Source organism: Pseudohalioglobus lutimaris, assembly GCF_002866825.1.
Lineage (GTDB): Bacteria > Pseudomonadota > Gammaproteobacteria > Pseudomonadales > Halieaceae > Halioglobus > Halioglobus lutimaris.
The window spans coordinates 66194-81343 of record NZ_PKUS01000013.1; the positions used below are offsets into that span (position 1 = coordinate 66194).

General features: G+C 60.2%; 14 protein-coding genes. 5 read left to right on the forward strand and 9 right to left on the reverse strand.

The annotated features are described in order from the left end of the window. Window positions 1–92 precede the first annotated feature (92 nt). Window positions 93–854 (forward strand): FKBP-type peptidyl-prolyl cis-trans isomerase, encoded by a 762-nt coding sequence (locus C0039_RS12110; protein WP_101518191.1) that lies wholly within the window; start codon window positions 93–95, stop codon window positions 852–854. 15 nt (window positions 855–869) lie between these two features. Here the strand turns inward: C0039_RS12110 and C0039_RS12115 are convergent, their stop codons facing one another. The 4 genes from C0039_RS12115 to gshA form a co-directional block, all read right to left on the reverse strand. Further along, window positions 870–1331 carry a sigma D regulator gene (locus tag C0039_RS12115; RefSeq protein WP_165787116.1) on the reverse strand — a complete coding sequence of 154 codons (462 nt, stop codon included), beginning with the start codon at window positions 1329–1331 and terminating at the stop codon, window positions 870–872. Next, window positions 1321–1842: a disulfide bond formation protein B gene (locus C0039_RS12120; protein WP_076000255.1), complete on the reverse strand. Its 522-nt coding sequence runs from the start codon at window positions 1840–1842 to the stop codon at window positions 1321–1323. The genes C0039_RS12115 and C0039_RS12120 overlap by 11 nt, the downstream gene beginning before the upstream one ends. A 93-nt stretch (window positions 1843–1935) precedes the next feature. Beyond that, entirely contained in the window at window positions 1936–2523 is a 588-nt protein-coding gene (locus C0039_RS12125) for an acyl carrier protein phosphodiesterase (RefSeq protein ID WP_101518193.1), read from the reverse strand. Then, on the reverse strand, window positions 2520–4112 hold the full coding sequence (gene gshA / locus C0039_RS12130; RefSeq protein WP_207796433.1) for a glutamate--cysteine ligase: 1593 nt from the start codon (window positions 4110–4112) through the stop codon (window positions 2520–2522). The genes C0039_RS12125 and gshA overlap by 4 nt, the downstream gene beginning before the upstream one ends. Before the next feature lie 154 nt (window positions 4113–4266). On the opposite strand from gshA, the gene C0039_RS12135 reads away from it, so the two are divergent. Further along, the gene (locus C0039_RS12135; protein WP_133125989.1) at window positions 4267–5973 is read left to right on the forward strand and encodes a BamA/TamA family outer membrane protein; all 1707 of its coding nucleotides are present in this window, start codon (window positions 4267–4269) and stop codon (window positions 5971–5973) included. Here C0039_RS12135 and cmoB read toward each other — a convergent pair. Together cmoB and cmoA are read right to left on the reverse strand one after the other, a co-directional pair. Further along, the gene (gene cmoB / locus C0039_RS12140) at window positions 5970–6974 is read right to left on the reverse strand and encodes a tRNA 5-methoxyuridine(34)/uridine 5-oxyacetic acid(34) synthase CmoB (protein WP_101518195.1); all 1005 of its coding nucleotides are present in this window, start codon (window positions 6972–6974) and stop codon (window positions 5970–5972) included. The two genes, C0039_RS12135 and cmoB, sit on opposite strands and share 4 nt — an antisense overlap. Beyond that, window positions 6974–7705: a carboxy-S-adenosyl-L-methionine synthase CmoA gene (gene cmoA / locus C0039_RS12145; protein WP_076000260.1), complete on the reverse strand. Its 732-nt coding sequence runs from the start codon at window positions 7703–7705 to the stop codon at window positions 6974–6976. The genes cmoB and cmoA overlap by 1 nt, the downstream gene beginning before the upstream one ends. Window positions 7706–7861: 156 nt before the next feature. Here cmoA and C0039_RS12150 point away from each other — a divergent pair, with 156 nt between their 5' ends. Then, window positions 7862–8692, forward strand: a complete 831-nt coding sequence (locus C0039_RS12150; RefSeq protein WP_076000261.1) for an esterase/lipase family protein — start codon at window positions 7862–7864, stop codon at window positions 8690–8692. 33 nt (window positions 8693–8725) lie between these two features. Here C0039_RS12150 and C0039_RS12155 read toward each other — a convergent pair whose 3' ends face one another. Continuing rightward, on the reverse strand, window positions 8726–8911 hold the full coding sequence (locus C0039_RS12155; protein WP_076000262.1) for a hypothetical protein: 186 nt from the start codon (window positions 8909–8911) through the stop codon (window positions 8726–8728). 149 nt (window positions 8912–9060) lie between these two features. On the opposite strand from C0039_RS12155, the gene pepD reads away from it, so the two are divergent. Together pepD and C0039_RS12165 are read left to right on the forward strand one after the other, a co-directional pair. Continuing rightward, complete coding sequence (gene pepD, locus C0039_RS12160) at window positions 9061–10503, forward strand: beta-Ala-His dipeptidase (RefSeq protein WP_101518196.1); 1443 nt, start codon at window positions 9061–9063, stop codon at window positions 10501–10503. A gap of 21 nt (window positions 10504–10524) precedes the next feature. After that, window positions 10525–11712 (forward strand): amino acid aminotransferase, encoded by a 1188-nt coding sequence (locus C0039_RS12165; RefSeq protein WP_076002264.1) that lies wholly within the window; start codon window positions 10525–10527, stop codon window positions 11710–11712. Between the two features lie 603 nt (window positions 11713–12315). Here the strand turns inward: C0039_RS12165 and C0039_RS12170 are convergent. Together C0039_RS12170 and C0039_RS12175 are read right to left on the reverse strand one after the other, a co-directional pair. Next, window positions 12316–14190 carry an ATP-binding cassette domain-containing protein gene (locus C0039_RS12170; RefSeq protein ID WP_076000265.1) on the reverse strand — a complete coding sequence of 625 codons (1875 nt, stop codon included), beginning with the start codon at window positions 14188–14190 and terminating at the stop codon, window positions 12316–12318. Between the two features lie 35 nt (window positions 14191–14225). After that, window positions 14226–15140, reverse strand: a complete 915-nt coding sequence (locus C0039_RS12175; RefSeq protein WP_076000266.1) for a LysR family transcriptional regulator — start codon at window positions 15138–15140, stop codon at window positions 14226–14228. Window positions 15141–15150 lie beyond the last annotated feature (10 nt).

A 15150-nucleotide genomic window follows, 5' to 3' on the forward strand; every position in this document is an offset into this window, starting at 1 on the left:
AAGCCGGAGCCCGCTGTAAAAAAGGAAAGCGGTGGCAGTTTCAGCAGGGCACTTCGGCTGCCTAATACAGTTTTTAAAGATGGAATGACGCTATGAAGAAGTACGTATTGCCGCTTGCAGTGGTTGGAATGTTCAGCCTGCAAGCCTGTAACGAACAGACCGCCAGCACCGATAGTGCAGCGGCCCCGGCGGCCCCGGCTGCCGTCAGCCTGGAAAGCTCCGAACAGCGTCTCAGCTACGGTATTGCTTTCGGGCTGGGTCAGCGCATGGCCCAGGACGGCATGCCAATGGACGTAGATGCTTTTGTCGCGGGCTACCGTGATGGCGCTGGTGGCGGCGAAGGCAAGATGACGGAGGAGGAGATTGCCGCTGAGATGCAGGCCTACCAGGAAAAGATGGTTGCCGAGCAGCAGGAAACACAGGCAAGGATGTCAGAGGCGAATCTGGCTGCGGCCACCGCCTTTCTCGAAGAGAACAAGGCACGCGAAGGTGTAATGGTTACCGAGACCGGTTTGCAGTACGAGATTCTTGAAGCGGGCGAAGGCGCCAGCCCCGGCCCTGAGGATACCGTGGAAGTGCATTATCTAGGTACTCTGGTCGACGGTACTGAGTTTGACTCATCCTATGCGCGTGGCGAGACCGTGACCTTTGGCGTTGGCCAGGTAATTCCCGGATGGACTGAAGCTCTGCAGCTGATGAATGTCGGTTCAAAGTACCAGCTGGCGATTCCCCCGGAGCTGGGTTATGGCGCCGGTGGTGCTGGCCAGATGATTGGCCCGAATTCCGCGCTGATCTTTGAGGTGGAGCTGATCAGCATCCCCAGCCAGACCGAAGAAGCTGCCGCGGCAGAGTAACTGGAGCCACCGGTGTCAGCTACGCTGGCGCCGGTGACTGTTATGCAGGCCGGCGATAAGCTGGTCTTCCAACTGGAAGCGCGATTCCAGCACTTCCCCCAGGGCCGAGAGATCCCGCTTCAGCTTCCCGTTCTCACTGGCGCTGTCGCTGTATTTTTCTTCATAGGCGAGGATCACTTCTGTGGTGTCGCCAATGGCTGGCATGACCTTCTCTGCGAGGCTATTGCTGCCATCTCCAAAGCTCTCCGCCTCCTCCAGTAGTTCGTGGTAGACCTCGAAATGCCCCGCTGAGATATAGTCCACCAGTAACTGGCAGAGCACATGCTGGCGCCGTTGCAGTCCTTCGGCGTCCAGCAATCCGTCCATGCCGACAACGATCTCGGTGTATTTGCCAAGCAGTTCCCTGCGCTCCCGGAGCCAGCGAGTGAGTAGCTGTTCTACGGCTTCGAACTGTTGCTGGGGGCTTCTATGCGGCATTGCGGGCATCCTGGGGATAATGGCGGAAGGCTTGCCACAGGCAGATGCCTGCGGTGATGACGAACAGGATCAGGGTTTGCTCGGGTATGGACAAGCCCATGAATGTCCACATGGTTTCTGCGCAGTTGCCGTCACCCATCATGACAATCGAGAGCGTCTCAGTGAAGGGCAGTGTCTCCAGCATATACCCCAGGCTGGGTCCGCAGGCCGGGACCTGCTCCGGAGGCAGGTGCTGCAGCCAGACGTGCCGGCCGGCAATGGCGGCGCCGCCCAGGGCACTTGCTGCGCAAAGCCAGGCGTAAATGCGGTTGCCGATCGCCCGCGGATTATGGATGACGGCGATCAGTGCAATCAGGCCCCAGGCCACCACAAAGGCGCGCTGGGTCATGCACAGGGGGCAGGCGGCGAGGTTGAGTTGGCGCTCCAGGTAGCCCATGGCGAACGCCATGGAGATGATTGCCAGAAGTGTCAGGCCGATAAATACCATCCTGGGGGTCAATGATTGCAACATGAATCCTGTTCCTTGATTTTCAGCCGTCACGTTAGGTGCTTTTCTCGCCGGATGCAACACGGCGAGCGCTTCGTTGGATACGTCTACAGAGGTTTAGTTCAGCCGTTGCCGGGTGGTTGCCGCCCAGGACTGCAACTCGGGGTAAAACTCGAGGAAGGCCTGCTCCAGCTTGTTTCTTACGGGGTCAATGTCTGCACGGACATCCTCGAAGGGGTTGCCGCGACGAAAACGCTCACCGATGCGCGTTGCACTTGCCGGGACTGTTTCCCAGTCGTTGTACCTGCCAAGAATATCATGTTGCAGCATACGCTTGCGCATATGCTCAGCACTGCCACTGAGATGGTGGCTGTTCTGTTCCAGTTGGTGATAAACGATCGGGATGAAGTTGGCCAGTGGCAAATCGCTGAACTTATCCCAGTGCAAACTCAGGTAGTGGTCAAAGCTGAGGTCGATGAGAATTCCGGCGTAACGGCGCATTGCCTGCGGGAATTCTCTGCGCAGTTCCGCCATCAGGGGGTGCGAGTCGGTGTAGGCATCGATTGCCCGGTGCAGGGCCACGCCGCGCTCAATATTGCCCGGCAGCTCCCCGCGCAGCCAGCCCTTGCGAAAATCGCCCTCCAGTGCACCGACTACCAGGCCCTCTTCGGGCCAGGCCAGGTGAAAGTGGGCGAGGAAGTTCAAGGCCTGGGCAGCGTCGCATATTGTTGGTAGAAATTCGCCAGGTATTGCTCGAAGCTTATCTCCTGCTCCGCTTCGAGCTCGGCCTGTGCCTGCAGCGAGTTGCGGGTCTGTTCTTCAAATGCGGCGATCTTCTGTGGTGACAGCGGGTGCTCGCGAAAATGCTCAGCCCAGCGCTGGCTGTAGCCCAGGGCCATGCGGAAAAAGGGAAGACTTCCTTCACGCATCTCGCGTAACACCCGGGCAGATGGCGTCAGCTCAGGGTCGGCGACCTTGGCCAGTTGTTCACGCAGGGATTCTGTGTAGCCGCGGCTGTCATGCGCCGTATTCAGTGCCTCGGCGATATCCCGCATGCTCTCCAGCAGGTCCCTGCCCCAGTCGGCCAGCGAGCGCTCACCGTCCCAGGTTTGCAGCAGCAGACCCGGTTCGCGACCCCGGTTGACCACGGCCTCCATGTTGCTCGCCATGCCGTCCTGCTCTGCGTCGTCGCAGGGTGGACTGTCCTTCAGCAGGCAGAACAGCAGGAAGGTATCAAGAAAACGGATTTCCTGCGCATCAAGACCCAGCGGTGTAAAGGGGCTCACATCGACACAGCGTACCTCTATGTACTCAATGCCTCGCTCGGTGAGCGCGTGCAACGGGGTCTCACCGGAACGGGTGACCCGCTTCGGGCGAATGGGGCTGTAAAACTCGTTCTCGATCTGCAGCAGACTGTCGTTGAGTTGCTGGTAGTCGCCTCCGGCGCCGCAACTGAAGCGACTGTAGCCAGGATGGGGTTGCATGATGGCCTGACGCAGCGTCTCCACATAGTTGGGCAGGGAGTTGTAGCAAATACGCAGGTCCTTCTGCGCGTCGCTGTTGTAACCCAGGTCCCCCATGCGCAAGGCAGTGCCATAGGGCAGGTGCAGACTGTGGCCGTCACCGAAGGGTTGCAAGCCATGGTTTTCGCGATGGCGCAGGAAGCTCCCGCAGACCGCAGGGGAGGCGCCGAACAGGTAGATCAGCAGCCAGGAGTAGCGCCGGAAATTGCGGATTAGCCCAAGGTAGCGCTCGCTGATGTAGTCCTGCAGGTCGCCCGGTTTTCCGGCGCTGCCCCAGGCGTCCTCCCAGTAAGCCTGGGGCATGGAAAAGTTGTAGTGGATGCCGGCGATGGTTTGCATTACCCGGCCATAGCGGTGGCCCAGGCCGTAGCGATAGACTGTTTTCATCCGGGCCACGTTGGAGCTGCCGTACTGCGCCACGGGGATGTCCTTGTCATCGCCCAGTTGGCAGGGCATGGAGGTGCTCCAGAGGATCTCATCCCCAAGCTGGCTGTATACGAAGCGATGAATGTCCTCCAGGGTCTGCAGGCTCTCTTCAATACTGGTGCTCACCGGAGTGATGAATTCCATCAGTGCTTCGGAATAGTCTGTAGTAATGCTGCTATGCATCAGTGCTGAGCCCAGTGCGGGCGGATGCGGCGTTTGTGCCGCGAACCCCTGGGGGTTGACCCTGAGGCTTTCCTTCTCGATACCGCGGCCGATGTTGCGCAGCATGTCCTGTTGTTTGGGTTGCCGCAGCGATGCTATCTGCTGCTGTAATGGGGAAGACAAGGAGAGCTCCTTACAATTAGCAGTAAAGAACAGAAATTCCTGTTAATTGCTGCCGTTTTGAGGCGATATAGAAGAAGGCCAAGTTTAGCTCTCACAGCGTGAGGAGTACAGGCAGAGGATTGTCAGTATCTCTCAACAGGGATATCGTGCTCGTATGGGGATAACGATAAAGGTTTGCCGTTTGCTGTTGTGCAGCCTGCTAATGTGGGTGCCGGGCAAGGGCGTAGGTGCAGAAGGGGAGAGCTGTACACAAGTGCAGCTTCAGGACCCCTCGGCCAGTTTTCGTTTCGAGAATTCGCCGGAGCACCGCAGCTTTGCCGAATCCATCCCTGACGGCACGTTTGTCGCCAGTATCCGCGTCACCCGCTACCGGGTGTTTGACACCGAGGATGCCCGTGAAAACAGGGGGATTTATCGCTGGGCCAATGACTTTCACAGCCTCACCCGTGATTGGGTCGTGCGCGAACAGTTGCTCTTCCGGGAGGGCGACTACTACCTTGCCACGCTGGTGCAGGAGTCCGAGCGCATCCTGCGCGACCTGAAGTTCATTTACGATGCCCGGGTGCGCCCATGGCGGCGCTGCGGCGACCAGGTGGACCTGGAAGTGATTACCCGGGACATCTGGACCTTTACCCCCACCGTGTCGTTCAGTCGCAGCGGTGGGGAAAATGACTATGCGCTGGGTTTTCGAGACACTAACTTCCTGGGTACCGGCAAGCAGGTGGCCCTGCGCTATGACAGTGATGAAGAACGCTCAGGCACGACGGTTATTTACGAAGATCCCGCCCTGGCCGGCAGTCGCTGGCGTATGCGCTTATCGCTGACGGACAATGACGACGGTCACGACCGGCGTTTTCGCCTGAACCGGCCGTTTTTCTCGGTCTACGAACGCTGGTCGGCGGGTGTACGCCTGGAAGACTGGGAGTTGGAGGAGAATATCTGGTTTCGCGGTGACGAGGTAGAAGAGTTTAACCACCAGCAGCGGTCGGTTCGCGTGCACGGTGGTGTCGCCACCGAGCGGGAACTGGAAAAGCAAGTGGGCCGCTGGCTGCTGGGTTACCATTACGAAGACAATGAGTTCGCGTTCTCCGATTCCGATATCCCGCCGGACGAGCTCCCCGAAGACCGGGAATACAGCTTCCCCTTTGTCGGCTACCAGTCCATTGAGGACGAGTACATGGAGGCGCATAACCTCAATTACCTGGGCCGGACCGAGGATCTGTACGTTGGTGAGCATTACCAGTGGAACCTGGGCTATTCTGCGGAGACATTCGGGGCCACGCGTGACCAGGTCCACTTCTCCGGGCGCTATGGTAATACACTGCGCGTGAGCGAGCGGGACCTGTGGTTGATGGACAGCGAGATCACCGGCTTCCTGTCGGTCGATGATACGGACTTCGAGAATCTGTGGTGGACGGTGAACAGTCGCTACTTCTGGCGCCAGAGTCCCAAGTGGTCTGTGTTCTCCGGGATTCGCCTGGACTACACGGACGGGCTTACCCGGGACCGGCAGCTTACTCTGGGAGGGCAGAACGGATTGCGTGGCTATGACCGGAACTACCAGGTGGGTGATCGCTCGGTGGTGTTCAATATTGAACAGCGCTACTACTCGGACTGGCACCCCTTCCGTCTGCTGCGCGTTGGCTACGCTGTGTTTTTTGATGTGGGCAGGGCCTGGTTTGAGGGCGAGGACAACGGCTCTAACGGGGGTGTGTTGTCCAACGCGGGCATCGGTATACGGCTCAATTCCAGTCGCGCGGAAAAAGGCAGTGTGATCCACATTGATCTGGCCTTCCCGTTCAATAAGGACGATGACGTGGACAGCGTACAGTTGTTGATGACAGTGAAAGATCGTTTCTAGGAAGACTGTTCTTCGCGCTGCGTCCATCTGCCTGGCGCGTGCGCCGTGATCACAGCCCGGCGCGGGGCCGGATAGCCCTCGATGGTTTTGCTCGTGTCATCCGGGTCAAGAAAGTTCGCCAGTGAGTGAAAGCGCATCCAGTCGGTAGCGCGCTGCTCCTCGGTGCTGGTATAGCCCACATCAATCACCTTTGCATCGCGCAGCCCCAGTTTTCGTAGCCAGCCCAACAGGGTGTCACAGCTGGGCAGGAACCAGACATTGCCCATGCGCGCGTAGCGCCCCTCCGGCACCAGAACCTGCCCCGCCGCACCCTCAATAACCAGGGTCTCCAGCACCAGTTGTCCCCCCGGCCGCAGACAGTCGCGCAGCTCCTGCAGGTGGTCTATCGGCGAGCGGCGGTGATACAGGACGCCCATGGAAAACACGGTATCGAAGGCGTGAAGCTTTGCGGGTACCTGCTCGATCCCCGCCGGTAGCACCCAGACTGCAGACTGTTGCAGGTATTTTTGCAGTGCCCAGAACTGCACGACAAAAAGCGGGGTGGGGTCAATCCCTATCACTTCCGCGGCGCCCGCGCCGCGCATGCGCCAGCAGTGGTAGCCGCTGCCGCAGCCCACATCCAGCACACGCCTGTCCTGCAGGTTGTCCAGTCCCGGCGCCAACCGGTCCCACTTCCAGTCGGAGCGCCACTCGGTGTCGATGAGCTGGCCAAACAATTCATAGGGGCCCTTGCGCCAGGGATGCAGCCCCATAAGGGCTTCCCGCAGTGTCTGCAGGGTAGAGTCAGACGGCGTGATTGCGCTGCAGGCCCCCACCCTGGATGTATTCAGGTCGATGCGCTCAACCGGGATATCCGGCAGGTCTGCCAGTGCCTGCAGCCAGCGGGCGAGGTCACCATAGCGCTGGTGAGACAGCCCCTGTTCAAGCTGTGCGGGTAGTAATTGGACCCAGCGATCGAGGTCGCCGCCCTGCCAGCGCTGCAGTAATTGCGCGTAGTCCATTACTTGAGCGCGACCAGGGATGCAAAATTGAAGCACTGGAACCAGACGTCTGCTGCCTGGAAGCCAGCGCTGGCCATGCGTTGCTTGTGCGTGGCCAGTGTTTCTGGCAGCAGCACATGCTCGATGGCGGCACGCTTCTGCGCGACCTCCAGTTCACTGTAGCCATTGGCTCGTTTGAATTGATGGTGCAGGTCTATGTTGAGCGCGTCCAGATGCGGGTCTTCAAAGGTGACTTTCTCAGACAGTACCATGATGCCGCCGGGACGCAGACCGCGATAGATGCGTGCAATAACGTCATCGCGTATGGCCAACGGCACAAACTGCAGGGTGAAATTGAGTACCACTACGGATGCGTTTTCAATGGCAACGTTTTCAAGGTCAGCGCAAACCAGGTCCACTGCCGTTTCGTGTGTATCCGTGTCAACGATGTTGCGGCAGCGCTCAAGCATGGCCGGTGAGTTGTCCACGCCGATGATGCGACACCCGGGTTCGCGTAAGTTCTGCCGCATCGCCAGGGTGGATGCGCCCAGCGAACAGCCCAGGTCGTAGAGATTGCTGCCGGGTGTAGCGTAGCGCTGGGCGAGCAGACCGGTCATGGCGATGATAGTCGTGTATCCAGGGACCGAGCGCTTGATCATGTCGGGGAATACGCGGGCCACTTGATCGTCGAAGGTGAATAAGCCTGTTTCGCCCAGTGGGTCGGCGTACAGTGTGTCTCGAGGTTCGCTCATTGGGGGAAGCTCATCTGGTTGTCCGGGGAATAGCAGGCCTTGTGGAAGGGCGGAATTCTAGCATGAAAAGTTGAACCGCTTGCTGCTGCCCGGTCTGTTGCTGCAGGGTAAAACCCCGCACAATGGAGTGGATACGCGAGAGCCTGAGGAATCCCGATGAGCACAACCCGCAGTTACTTTGTCGCCGATATTCGACCTCCCCGTTTGCGCCACAGTGTAGGTGAGCTGGGTCGAGTCGCCCTGGAGGCGGGCGCCAGTCTGTTGTGCAAGCGCCTGTTCCGGACACTGCCTGAGGGGGACGGCCATACCATTATGACGATTCCGGGGTTTATGGGCGCAGATGGTTCGACCGCGTTGCTGCGCAGATTCCTTCGCCAGCGGGGTTACCATGCGGTGCCCTGGGGCCTTGGCCGCAATGCCAGCGATGCCCGTGCGCAGAATATGCAACAGTTCATGCGCCACCGCGCCGCGCTGGAAGAACAGATCGCCGAGCGGGTGGAGCGTGAATACCTGTCTTCCGGGCGCAAAGTGACCCTTATTGGCTGGAGTCTGGGGGGGCTGTATTCGGTGGCCCTGGCGCACCGCTACCCGCAGTGGATTCGGCAGGTAATTACGCTGGGCACACCCTTCGGCGATCCGCGAGGCACGGCGCTCTACAGCGTGATGGCTCGTATGAACGAGAGCGCCGGGAATGAGTCCGAGGAATCCCTGCGTCACTGGGTTGATTACACCTACAGTGGTGGAGAGCTACAGGTGCCGATACTCACATTGTTCAGCGAATCGGACGGTATTGTCGGCAAGGGTATAGCCCGCTGTGAGGGCGATCCGGCATACGTGACCAATATGGCAGTGCTGGCGAGCCACGTGGGGTTTCCGTTCAACCCCATCGTGTTTGCGGTGATCGGCAACCACCTGGTGGCGCCGGAGCGGCGCTGGGCTGTCTGTGCCAGCGAGCGTATTTCTGCACTGGCGAGGGTGGTCAACTAGTCGCGGGCGTGAGCTTGCCCGCGGGTGAGTTCTCTAGTTGGCGCTGCGAATCAGGTAGGAATCTTCCATCGCCAGCGGCTGTGAAACCGGCGCGCGCTGGTCGAAGCGAGCAAAGCGGTTGTTGCTTTGCTGTTTCTTGCCTTGCTTATCGCGGCGGGCGAATTTGATGCTGGAGAGAAACTCCACCAGGCTCGTCTTACCTTCGTCTCTTCTTTTCATAACCCTATGATCCTGCTGAAAAATAGTTGCTTTAGCTGAAGTGTATGAAGGTAGGACTACGATTGGGCGTAAAAATTGCGCGCAATTTGTGTGAAAAATACCCAGCGGGCTATAATGCGCCGTCTCGCCATGTGCTATTTCGGACTCCCATGAAACCTGCGAACTACCCCCTCGAGCCGGCCCACTTGTGGTCGCACTTCTATCAGTTCACGCGTATTCCACGACCTTCCGGGCAAGAGGCGGCTGTCCGCCAATACCTGGTCGACCTCGCCGACAAGGCAGGTTATTCGCACCGGCAGGATGAAGCCGGCAATCTGGTGATTCGCGTGCCCGGCAGTGCCGGCAGGGAGGACCGGCCCACGGTGATTATCCAGAACCACCTGGATATGGTGACGGTGAAAACCGCGGACCGCGCGCACGACTTCACAACTGATCCACTGCAGCTGCGGATCGAAGATGGCTGGCTCAGTGCGGATCGCACCACCCTGGGTGCAGACAACGGCCTGGGCTGCGCTGCCGCTATCGCGCTCATGACTGACCCGGATGTTGTCCATCCGCCGCTGGAGTTGCTGTTCACAGTTGATGAAGAAACCGGTCTGGGCGGTGCACTGTACCTGGATGCGTCCCTGCTCAGCGGCACGTTGATGCTCAACCTCGATACCGAGGACTGGAACGAGCTGTATATCGGCTGCGCCGGTGGCGGCGGCTGGCATTTCGCCCGCAGCTTCTCGGAGGATCCTGTGGCTGCCGAGCTTGCCTGTTGGCGGCTCACCCTGCGCGGCCTTGCCGGCGGTCATTCCGGTGTGCAGATACATGAGCAGCTCAGCAACGCCATCAAGTTACTGGGCGAGTGCCTGCGTGACGTTCCCGGGTTGCGTCTGGCCAGCGTCGACGCCGGCGTGGCACATAACGTGATTCCACGGGAAGGGGTGGTTGAATTTGCAGTCCCTGCTGGTACCGGCGAGCTGCTGGCAGAAAAGCTGGAGGCACTGCGCCAGCAGTGGTTGGCTTACGTACCTGGCGCAGACGCCGGCATCGAGTTATCACTGGAGACCGCGGTATTGGAGCGTGCGCTGGATGAGGTGGATAGCTTGCGCGTGCTGGACCTTATTGCCGCCTGGCCGCATGGCGCACAGGCATACAGCCTGCAGCAGCCTGCCGACCTGGTAGACCTGAGTATCAACCTGGCAGTGCTGCGCCTGCAGTGCGGTGATCTTTTCCTTGAATCCAGTTACCGCTTCTTCGATGAGGCCCAGTCGCGGCCGTTGCAGCACGCGGTGCTGGCCCTGGCCCGCGCCTTCGACCTGGAGGTCACCCCGGAGTTTGGTTACCCCGGCTGGCAGCCTGACTTCAGCAGCCCGCTGCTGGAACGCGGTTGCGTGCTGCACGAAAAACTGTTCGGTCACCGTCCTGCGGTGAAGGCCATCCATGCGGGATTGGAGTGCGGTATACTCAAAAGCAAGTTACCGAATGTGGACGTGCTTTCTTTCGGGCCGACCATTCGCGGTGCGCATTCGCCCAGCGAGCGCCTGCAAATTAATACTGTTGAACCCTTCTGGCAATTTCTCACCGAGTTGCTCGCCGAAATCTGATTGCAAGGATACCGCTTCATGATGCTCGACCAACTGCAACGACTCCCCGCTGATCCCATCCTCGGGCTGGCCGCCATGGCGCGTGCCGACACCCGAGCCGCCAAGGTAGATCTCACGGTGGGGATTTACATGGATGAGACCGGGGTTTGCCCGGTCTTTGACGCGGTGCGTGAAGCCCAGGCGATGCTGGCAACGGATGAAATCACCAAAGCCTACCTGCCGCCGGCAGGCGTGGATGCGTTCAACAGCGGCATGCAGAAACTGTTATTGGGTGCGGAACACCCGGCCCTGCTGGGCGCAAGGGTAAGCAGCGTGCAGGCGCCGGGTGGCTGCGGTGCGCTGCGTATTGGCGCAGAGATTATTCATGCCGCAACACCGGGCGCAACCGTCTGGGTGAGCGACCCGACCTGGCCGGTACACCTGCCACTGCTGGGCAGTGTTGGTCTGCAGTTCTCCAACTACCGCTATTACGACCCGGCCACTCATGGGGTCAACTTCCAGGGCATGGTTGAAGACCTGAAATCTGCTGGCGCGGGTGACGTGGTATTGCTGCACGGCTGCTGTCACAACCCTTGTGGCGCAGACCTCTCTCTGGCGCAGTGGGCCGTTGTGGCAGACATGGCCGAGGCCCAGGGTTTCCTGCCCTTCATCGATATTGCCTACCAGGGTCTCGGAGATGGACTGGATGAAGATGCGGCCGGCTTGCGCCTGCTCGCTGAACGTTTGCCCGAGCTGATTGTTGCTGCGTCCTGTTCCAAGAACATGGGGCTGTATCGCGAGCGCACGGGCGCCGCGATGTTTGTTTGCCGCGACCAGGAAAACGCCGAAGCACTGGTCAGCCAGGCGCTGGTGGCAGCTCGCCGGATCTATTCAATGCCGCCTGCGCACGGCGCACTGATCGCCGGGAAAATCCTTTCCGATAGCAAGCTGGACCGGACCTGGCGCGTGGAGCTGATGGAGATGTGCGCGCGCATCAACGGCCTGCGCAGTGACCTGCGCACAAAGCTGGAAGCGGCCAGCGGTCGCGATTTTGCCTTTATCGAAAAAGAGAAGGGCATGTTCTCGTTCCTGGGCTTGTCAGCGGAACAGGCGAGCAGGTTGCGCGAGGACTACGCGGTGTACATGCTCGATTCCTCGCGCATCAATGTGGCCGGAGTAAACGCCGGCAATATCGATTACCTGGCCGAGTCAGTGGCGGCGGTTTTGTAGTCTGCCCGGGTTTTGATGCAGGTCTGGTTTTTCCGGAGTTTGAACGCGGTGGGCGGCCCGATGCCGCAGGCAGGCCTCGAAAACGGCCATACGCTACGCCCTCTTTTCGGGCCGCTGCGGAACTCGGCAAAGGTTGCTGGGCGCAACCTTTCAGCGCCTCAGGCAGTCCTCGCGGAAGGCTCCCGAAAAGAGGACTTCGCTAAACGCGATGGCCTGACTGTTTTCGAGACCTGCCTGCGGCATCGGGCCTCGGTCGGGTTTCTTGTTGCCAGAAGCAGCGTGATAACCCTGGTGCCTTGCTCTATACGCTGGTCAACCAGAGCTCCAGAGAATTGCTTTTGGCCGCTGCCTGATGAAGGAGAGCTGCGTTAACCCAGGGGCCCACGGCAGCAATCAGCCCACGGCTTTTTGCGCAGCCGTGTTTTCGAGGGCCTTTCCGCGAGGACTGTCTGAGGCGGTTAAGGGTTGCGCCCAGCAACCCTTGCGGAGTTCCGCAGCGGCTCGAAAATTCGGCGAAGCGTGTGGGCGCTGCAGCGGGCCCCTGGGTTAACGCAGCTCGGCCTGCTCAATCAAAAACGACTCTTATCCCTCTACCCTCAACCCTCAACCCTCAAGCTCAGACCAGCGCTCAAAAGCAGTTTCCAGCTCTTGTTGCACCGTGCCCAGCTCCGCCAGCACTTTCTCTACGTGTGTATGCTCACCCTGGTAAAACGCCGGTTCAGCGACCTGCGCCTCAAGGGCCTGCTGCCGGGTTTCCAACTGGTCGATCTTCTCTGGCAACGCGTCCAGCTCGCGCTGGTCCTTGTAAGACAGTTTGCGCTGCTTCGCCCTGGTTGCAGCCGGTTGGGGAGTGCTCGGCGCCGGTTCAGCGATGCTGGCCTTTGCCGTGGCCGTATCGTCCAGCCTGCCTCCGCGCGCTTCCCAGTCACTGTAGCCGCCGGCCTGTTCTTCAACGCGCCCGTCGCCCTTGAGAATCAGCAGACTGGTGACCACGTTGTCCATGAATTCACGGTCGTGGCTGACCAGTAGCACCGTGCCCTCGAAGTTGAGCAGGATCTCCTCCAGCAGCTCCAGGGTCTCGATGTCCAGGTCGTTGGTCGGTTCGTCCAGTACCAGCAGGTTGGCAGGCTTGCTGAACAGGCGGGCGAGCACGGCGCGGTTCTGCTCGCCACCGGACAGCGCCTTCACCGGGGTGCGCACGCGCTCCGGAGAAAACAGGAAGTCACCCAGATAGGAAATCGCATGGCGTTGCTTGCCGCCTATGTCGATAAAATCACGGCCGCCACAGACATTGTCGATCAGGTTTTTCTCCGGATCCAGGTGTCCGCGCAACTGGTCGGAGTAGGCAATTTCAAGCTTGCTACCCAGCTTGACGCTGCCCTGGTCTGGCTTGAGCTGTCCCAGCAGGACTTTTACCAGCGTGGATTTTCCCGCACCGTTGGGGCCGACGATGCCTATGCGGTCGCCGCGCTGCACGATAGTGCTGAAGTCCTTGAGCACAACCTTGTCACCAAAGGCGTGGGTGATGTGCTCCAGTTCGGCAACGATCTTGCCCGAGCGTGAGGCTTCCTCAACGCCGAAGTCAGCGCGACCCTGGCGCTCGCGTCTCTCGCTGCGTTCATTGCGCATGGCCTTGAGGGCGCGCACCCTGCCTTCGTTGCGGGTGCGTCGGGCTTTGATACCCTGCCTGATCCACACCTCTTCCTGCGCAAGTTTTTTATCGAACAAGGCATTGGCGCGCTCTTCCGCCTCGAGTTCCTGCTCCCGATGGCGCAGGAAACCACGGTAGTCGCCGCGCCACAGAGTGAGGTGGCCACGGTCCAGTTCGGCGATGCAGTTCACCACGTTCTGCAGGAAACGGCGGTCGTGGGTGATCAGGATCAGGCAGCCGCGGAAGTTGCGCAGCTGTTCCTCCAGCCAGGCGATGGCGGGAATATCCAGGTGGTTGGTGGGTTCGTCCAGCAGCAGGATATCCGGTTGGCTGACCAGCGCCCTGGCCAGAGCGACTCGCCGGCGCCAGCCGCCCGATAGCTCGCCCATGCTGGCATCAGCCGGCAACTGCAGTTGGCTCAGTGTGGTCTCCACCCGTTGTTGCAGGCTCCAGCCATCTACGGCCTCCAGTTGCTGCTGAACCCGTGCCAGTGCATCCATATCCTCACCCTGTATCAGGTGATGATATTCAGCCAGCAGTGCGCCTGCTTCTTCCAGGCCGCCGGCTACCACATCGTAGACAGTGAGCTCGTCAGCCTCGGGCAGGGTCTGCTCCAGCCTCGCCAGGCGCGTGCCGGGGCGCAGCCAGCGCTCTCCGGAGTCCAGTGCGGTCTCGCCGGCGAGGATTTTAAGCAGGGTGGTTTTGCCGGCGCCGTTGCGCCCCAGCAGGCCCAGTTTGTCGCCGCGGGTGATCGTCAGGTTGACCTCGTCCAGCAGCACATGAGTACCGAAGTGCAGGCTGGCTTTATCGAGTTTTAGCAGGGGCATGGGGGTGGCTCTGTCATCGGGAGGCGAATTCTACGTCAGGAGCACGACTCACGGCCAGTAGCGGAGCCGAAGTGCTGCTGCAGGCAAAGGAGCAGGGCCTGCGCCGGCTGTGACAGGGCGTGGCGCCGCCGGGTGAATATGCCCACTGATCTTGCGATCTCCGGTTTACCCAGGGGTTTGCAGACAACGCCCATGCTCTCCATCTGGCCACGGCACAGTGCCGGCACTGCCGCCACGCCCAGCCCCACCGCGACCATCCGGCCAATGGTCGCGAGCTGGTTGGCCTCCAGCAGGCGCGAGGGCGTGACGCCCGCCGCACTCATGGCGCGGTCGGTAGAGGCTCGCGACCAGGACCCACGGTTCATGGCGACAAATGGCTCTGTAACCAGTGCCGACCAGGACAGGCTTTTTCTCCCTGCCAGGGGTGATTGCGGGTGTACCAGGGCAACCCAGCGGTCAGTGAACAGCGGCAGGAAGTCCACGCCGTCCAGTTGCTCGGGTTCGAACGTGATACCCATGTCCACTTTTCCCTCGCGCACTGCGTCGATAACCAGTTCCATGACGATATCCTCCACGGTGATATTGATATCCGGGTACTGCCCCTGGAAGCTGGCCAGGGCCTCGGGAAACTGGTTGACGGCAAAAGCAGGCATCACCGCGACGCTGACCTTACCCTGCTGCAGGCTGAAAGCGCGCCCCAGATCATCGAAGGCCTTCTCCCAGTCCGCCAGCAGGCGCCGGGCCGCCGGCAGGAACTGCCGGCCTTCCGGGCTCAGTTGCAGCGAGCGGGTGGAGCGGTCAAACAGGCTGCCACCTGCCTCGCGTTCCATGTTCTTGATGGCGACACTGAGCGCGGGCTGCGACAGGTGCAGACGTTCACTGGCCTCGGCAAAGGAGCGACTCTGGGCGAGCGTGACAAAGGCTCGTAGTTGGCGCAGGGATACATTCATAATAAATATC

What these genes read in the sequence shown, in the direction of transcription:
- C0039_RS12110 (WP_101518191.1), top strand. Translation starts at nt 93, where the DNA reads ATGAAGAAGTACGTATTGCCGCTTGCAGTGGTTGGAATGTTCAGCCTG.
- C0039_RS12115 (WP_165787116.1), bottom strand. Translation starts at nt 1,331, where the DNA reads ATGCCGCATAGAAGCCCCCAGCAACAGTTCGAAGCCGTAGAACAGCTA.
- C0039_RS12120 (WP_076000255.1), bottom strand. Translation starts at nt 1,842, where the DNA reads ATGTTGCAATCATTGACCCCCAGGATGGTATTTATCGGCCTGACACTT.
- C0039_RS12135 (WP_133125989.1), top strand. Translation starts at nt 4,267, where the DNA reads ATGGGGATAACGATAAAGGTTTGCCGTTTGCTGTTGTGCAGCCTGCTA.
- cmoB (WP_101518195.1), bottom strand. Translation starts at nt 6,974, where the DNA reads ATGGACTACGCGCAATTACTGCAGCGCTGGCAGGGCGGCGACCTCGAT.
- cmoA (WP_076000260.1), bottom strand. Translation starts at nt 7,705, where the DNA reads ATGAGCGAACCTCGAGACACACTGTACGCCGACCCACTGGGCGAAACA.
- C0039_RS12150 (WP_076000261.1), top strand. Translation starts at nt 7,862, where the DNA reads ATGAGCACAACCCGCAGTTACTTTGTCGCCGATATTCGACCTCCCCGT.
- C0039_RS12155 (WP_076000262.1), bottom strand. Translation starts at nt 8,911, where the DNA reads ATGAAAAGAAGAGACGAAGGTAAGACGAGCCTGGTGGAGTTTCTCTCC.
- pepD (WP_101518196.1), top strand. Translation starts at nt 9,061, where the DNA reads ATGAAACCTGCGAACTACCCCCTCGAGCCGGCCCACTTGTGGTCGCAC.
- C0039_RS12165 (WP_076002264.1), top strand. Translation starts at nt 10,525, where the DNA reads ATGCTCGACCAACTGCAACGACTCCCCGCTGATCCCATCCTCGGGCTG.
- C0039_RS12170 (WP_076000265.1), bottom strand. Translation starts at nt 14,190, where the DNA reads ATGCCCCTGCTAAAACTCGATAAAGCCAGCCTGCACTTCGGTACTCAT.
- C0039_RS12175 (WP_076000266.1), bottom strand. Translation starts at nt 15,140, where the DNA reads ATGAATGTATCCCTGCGCCAACTACGAGCCTTTGTCACGCTCGCCCAG.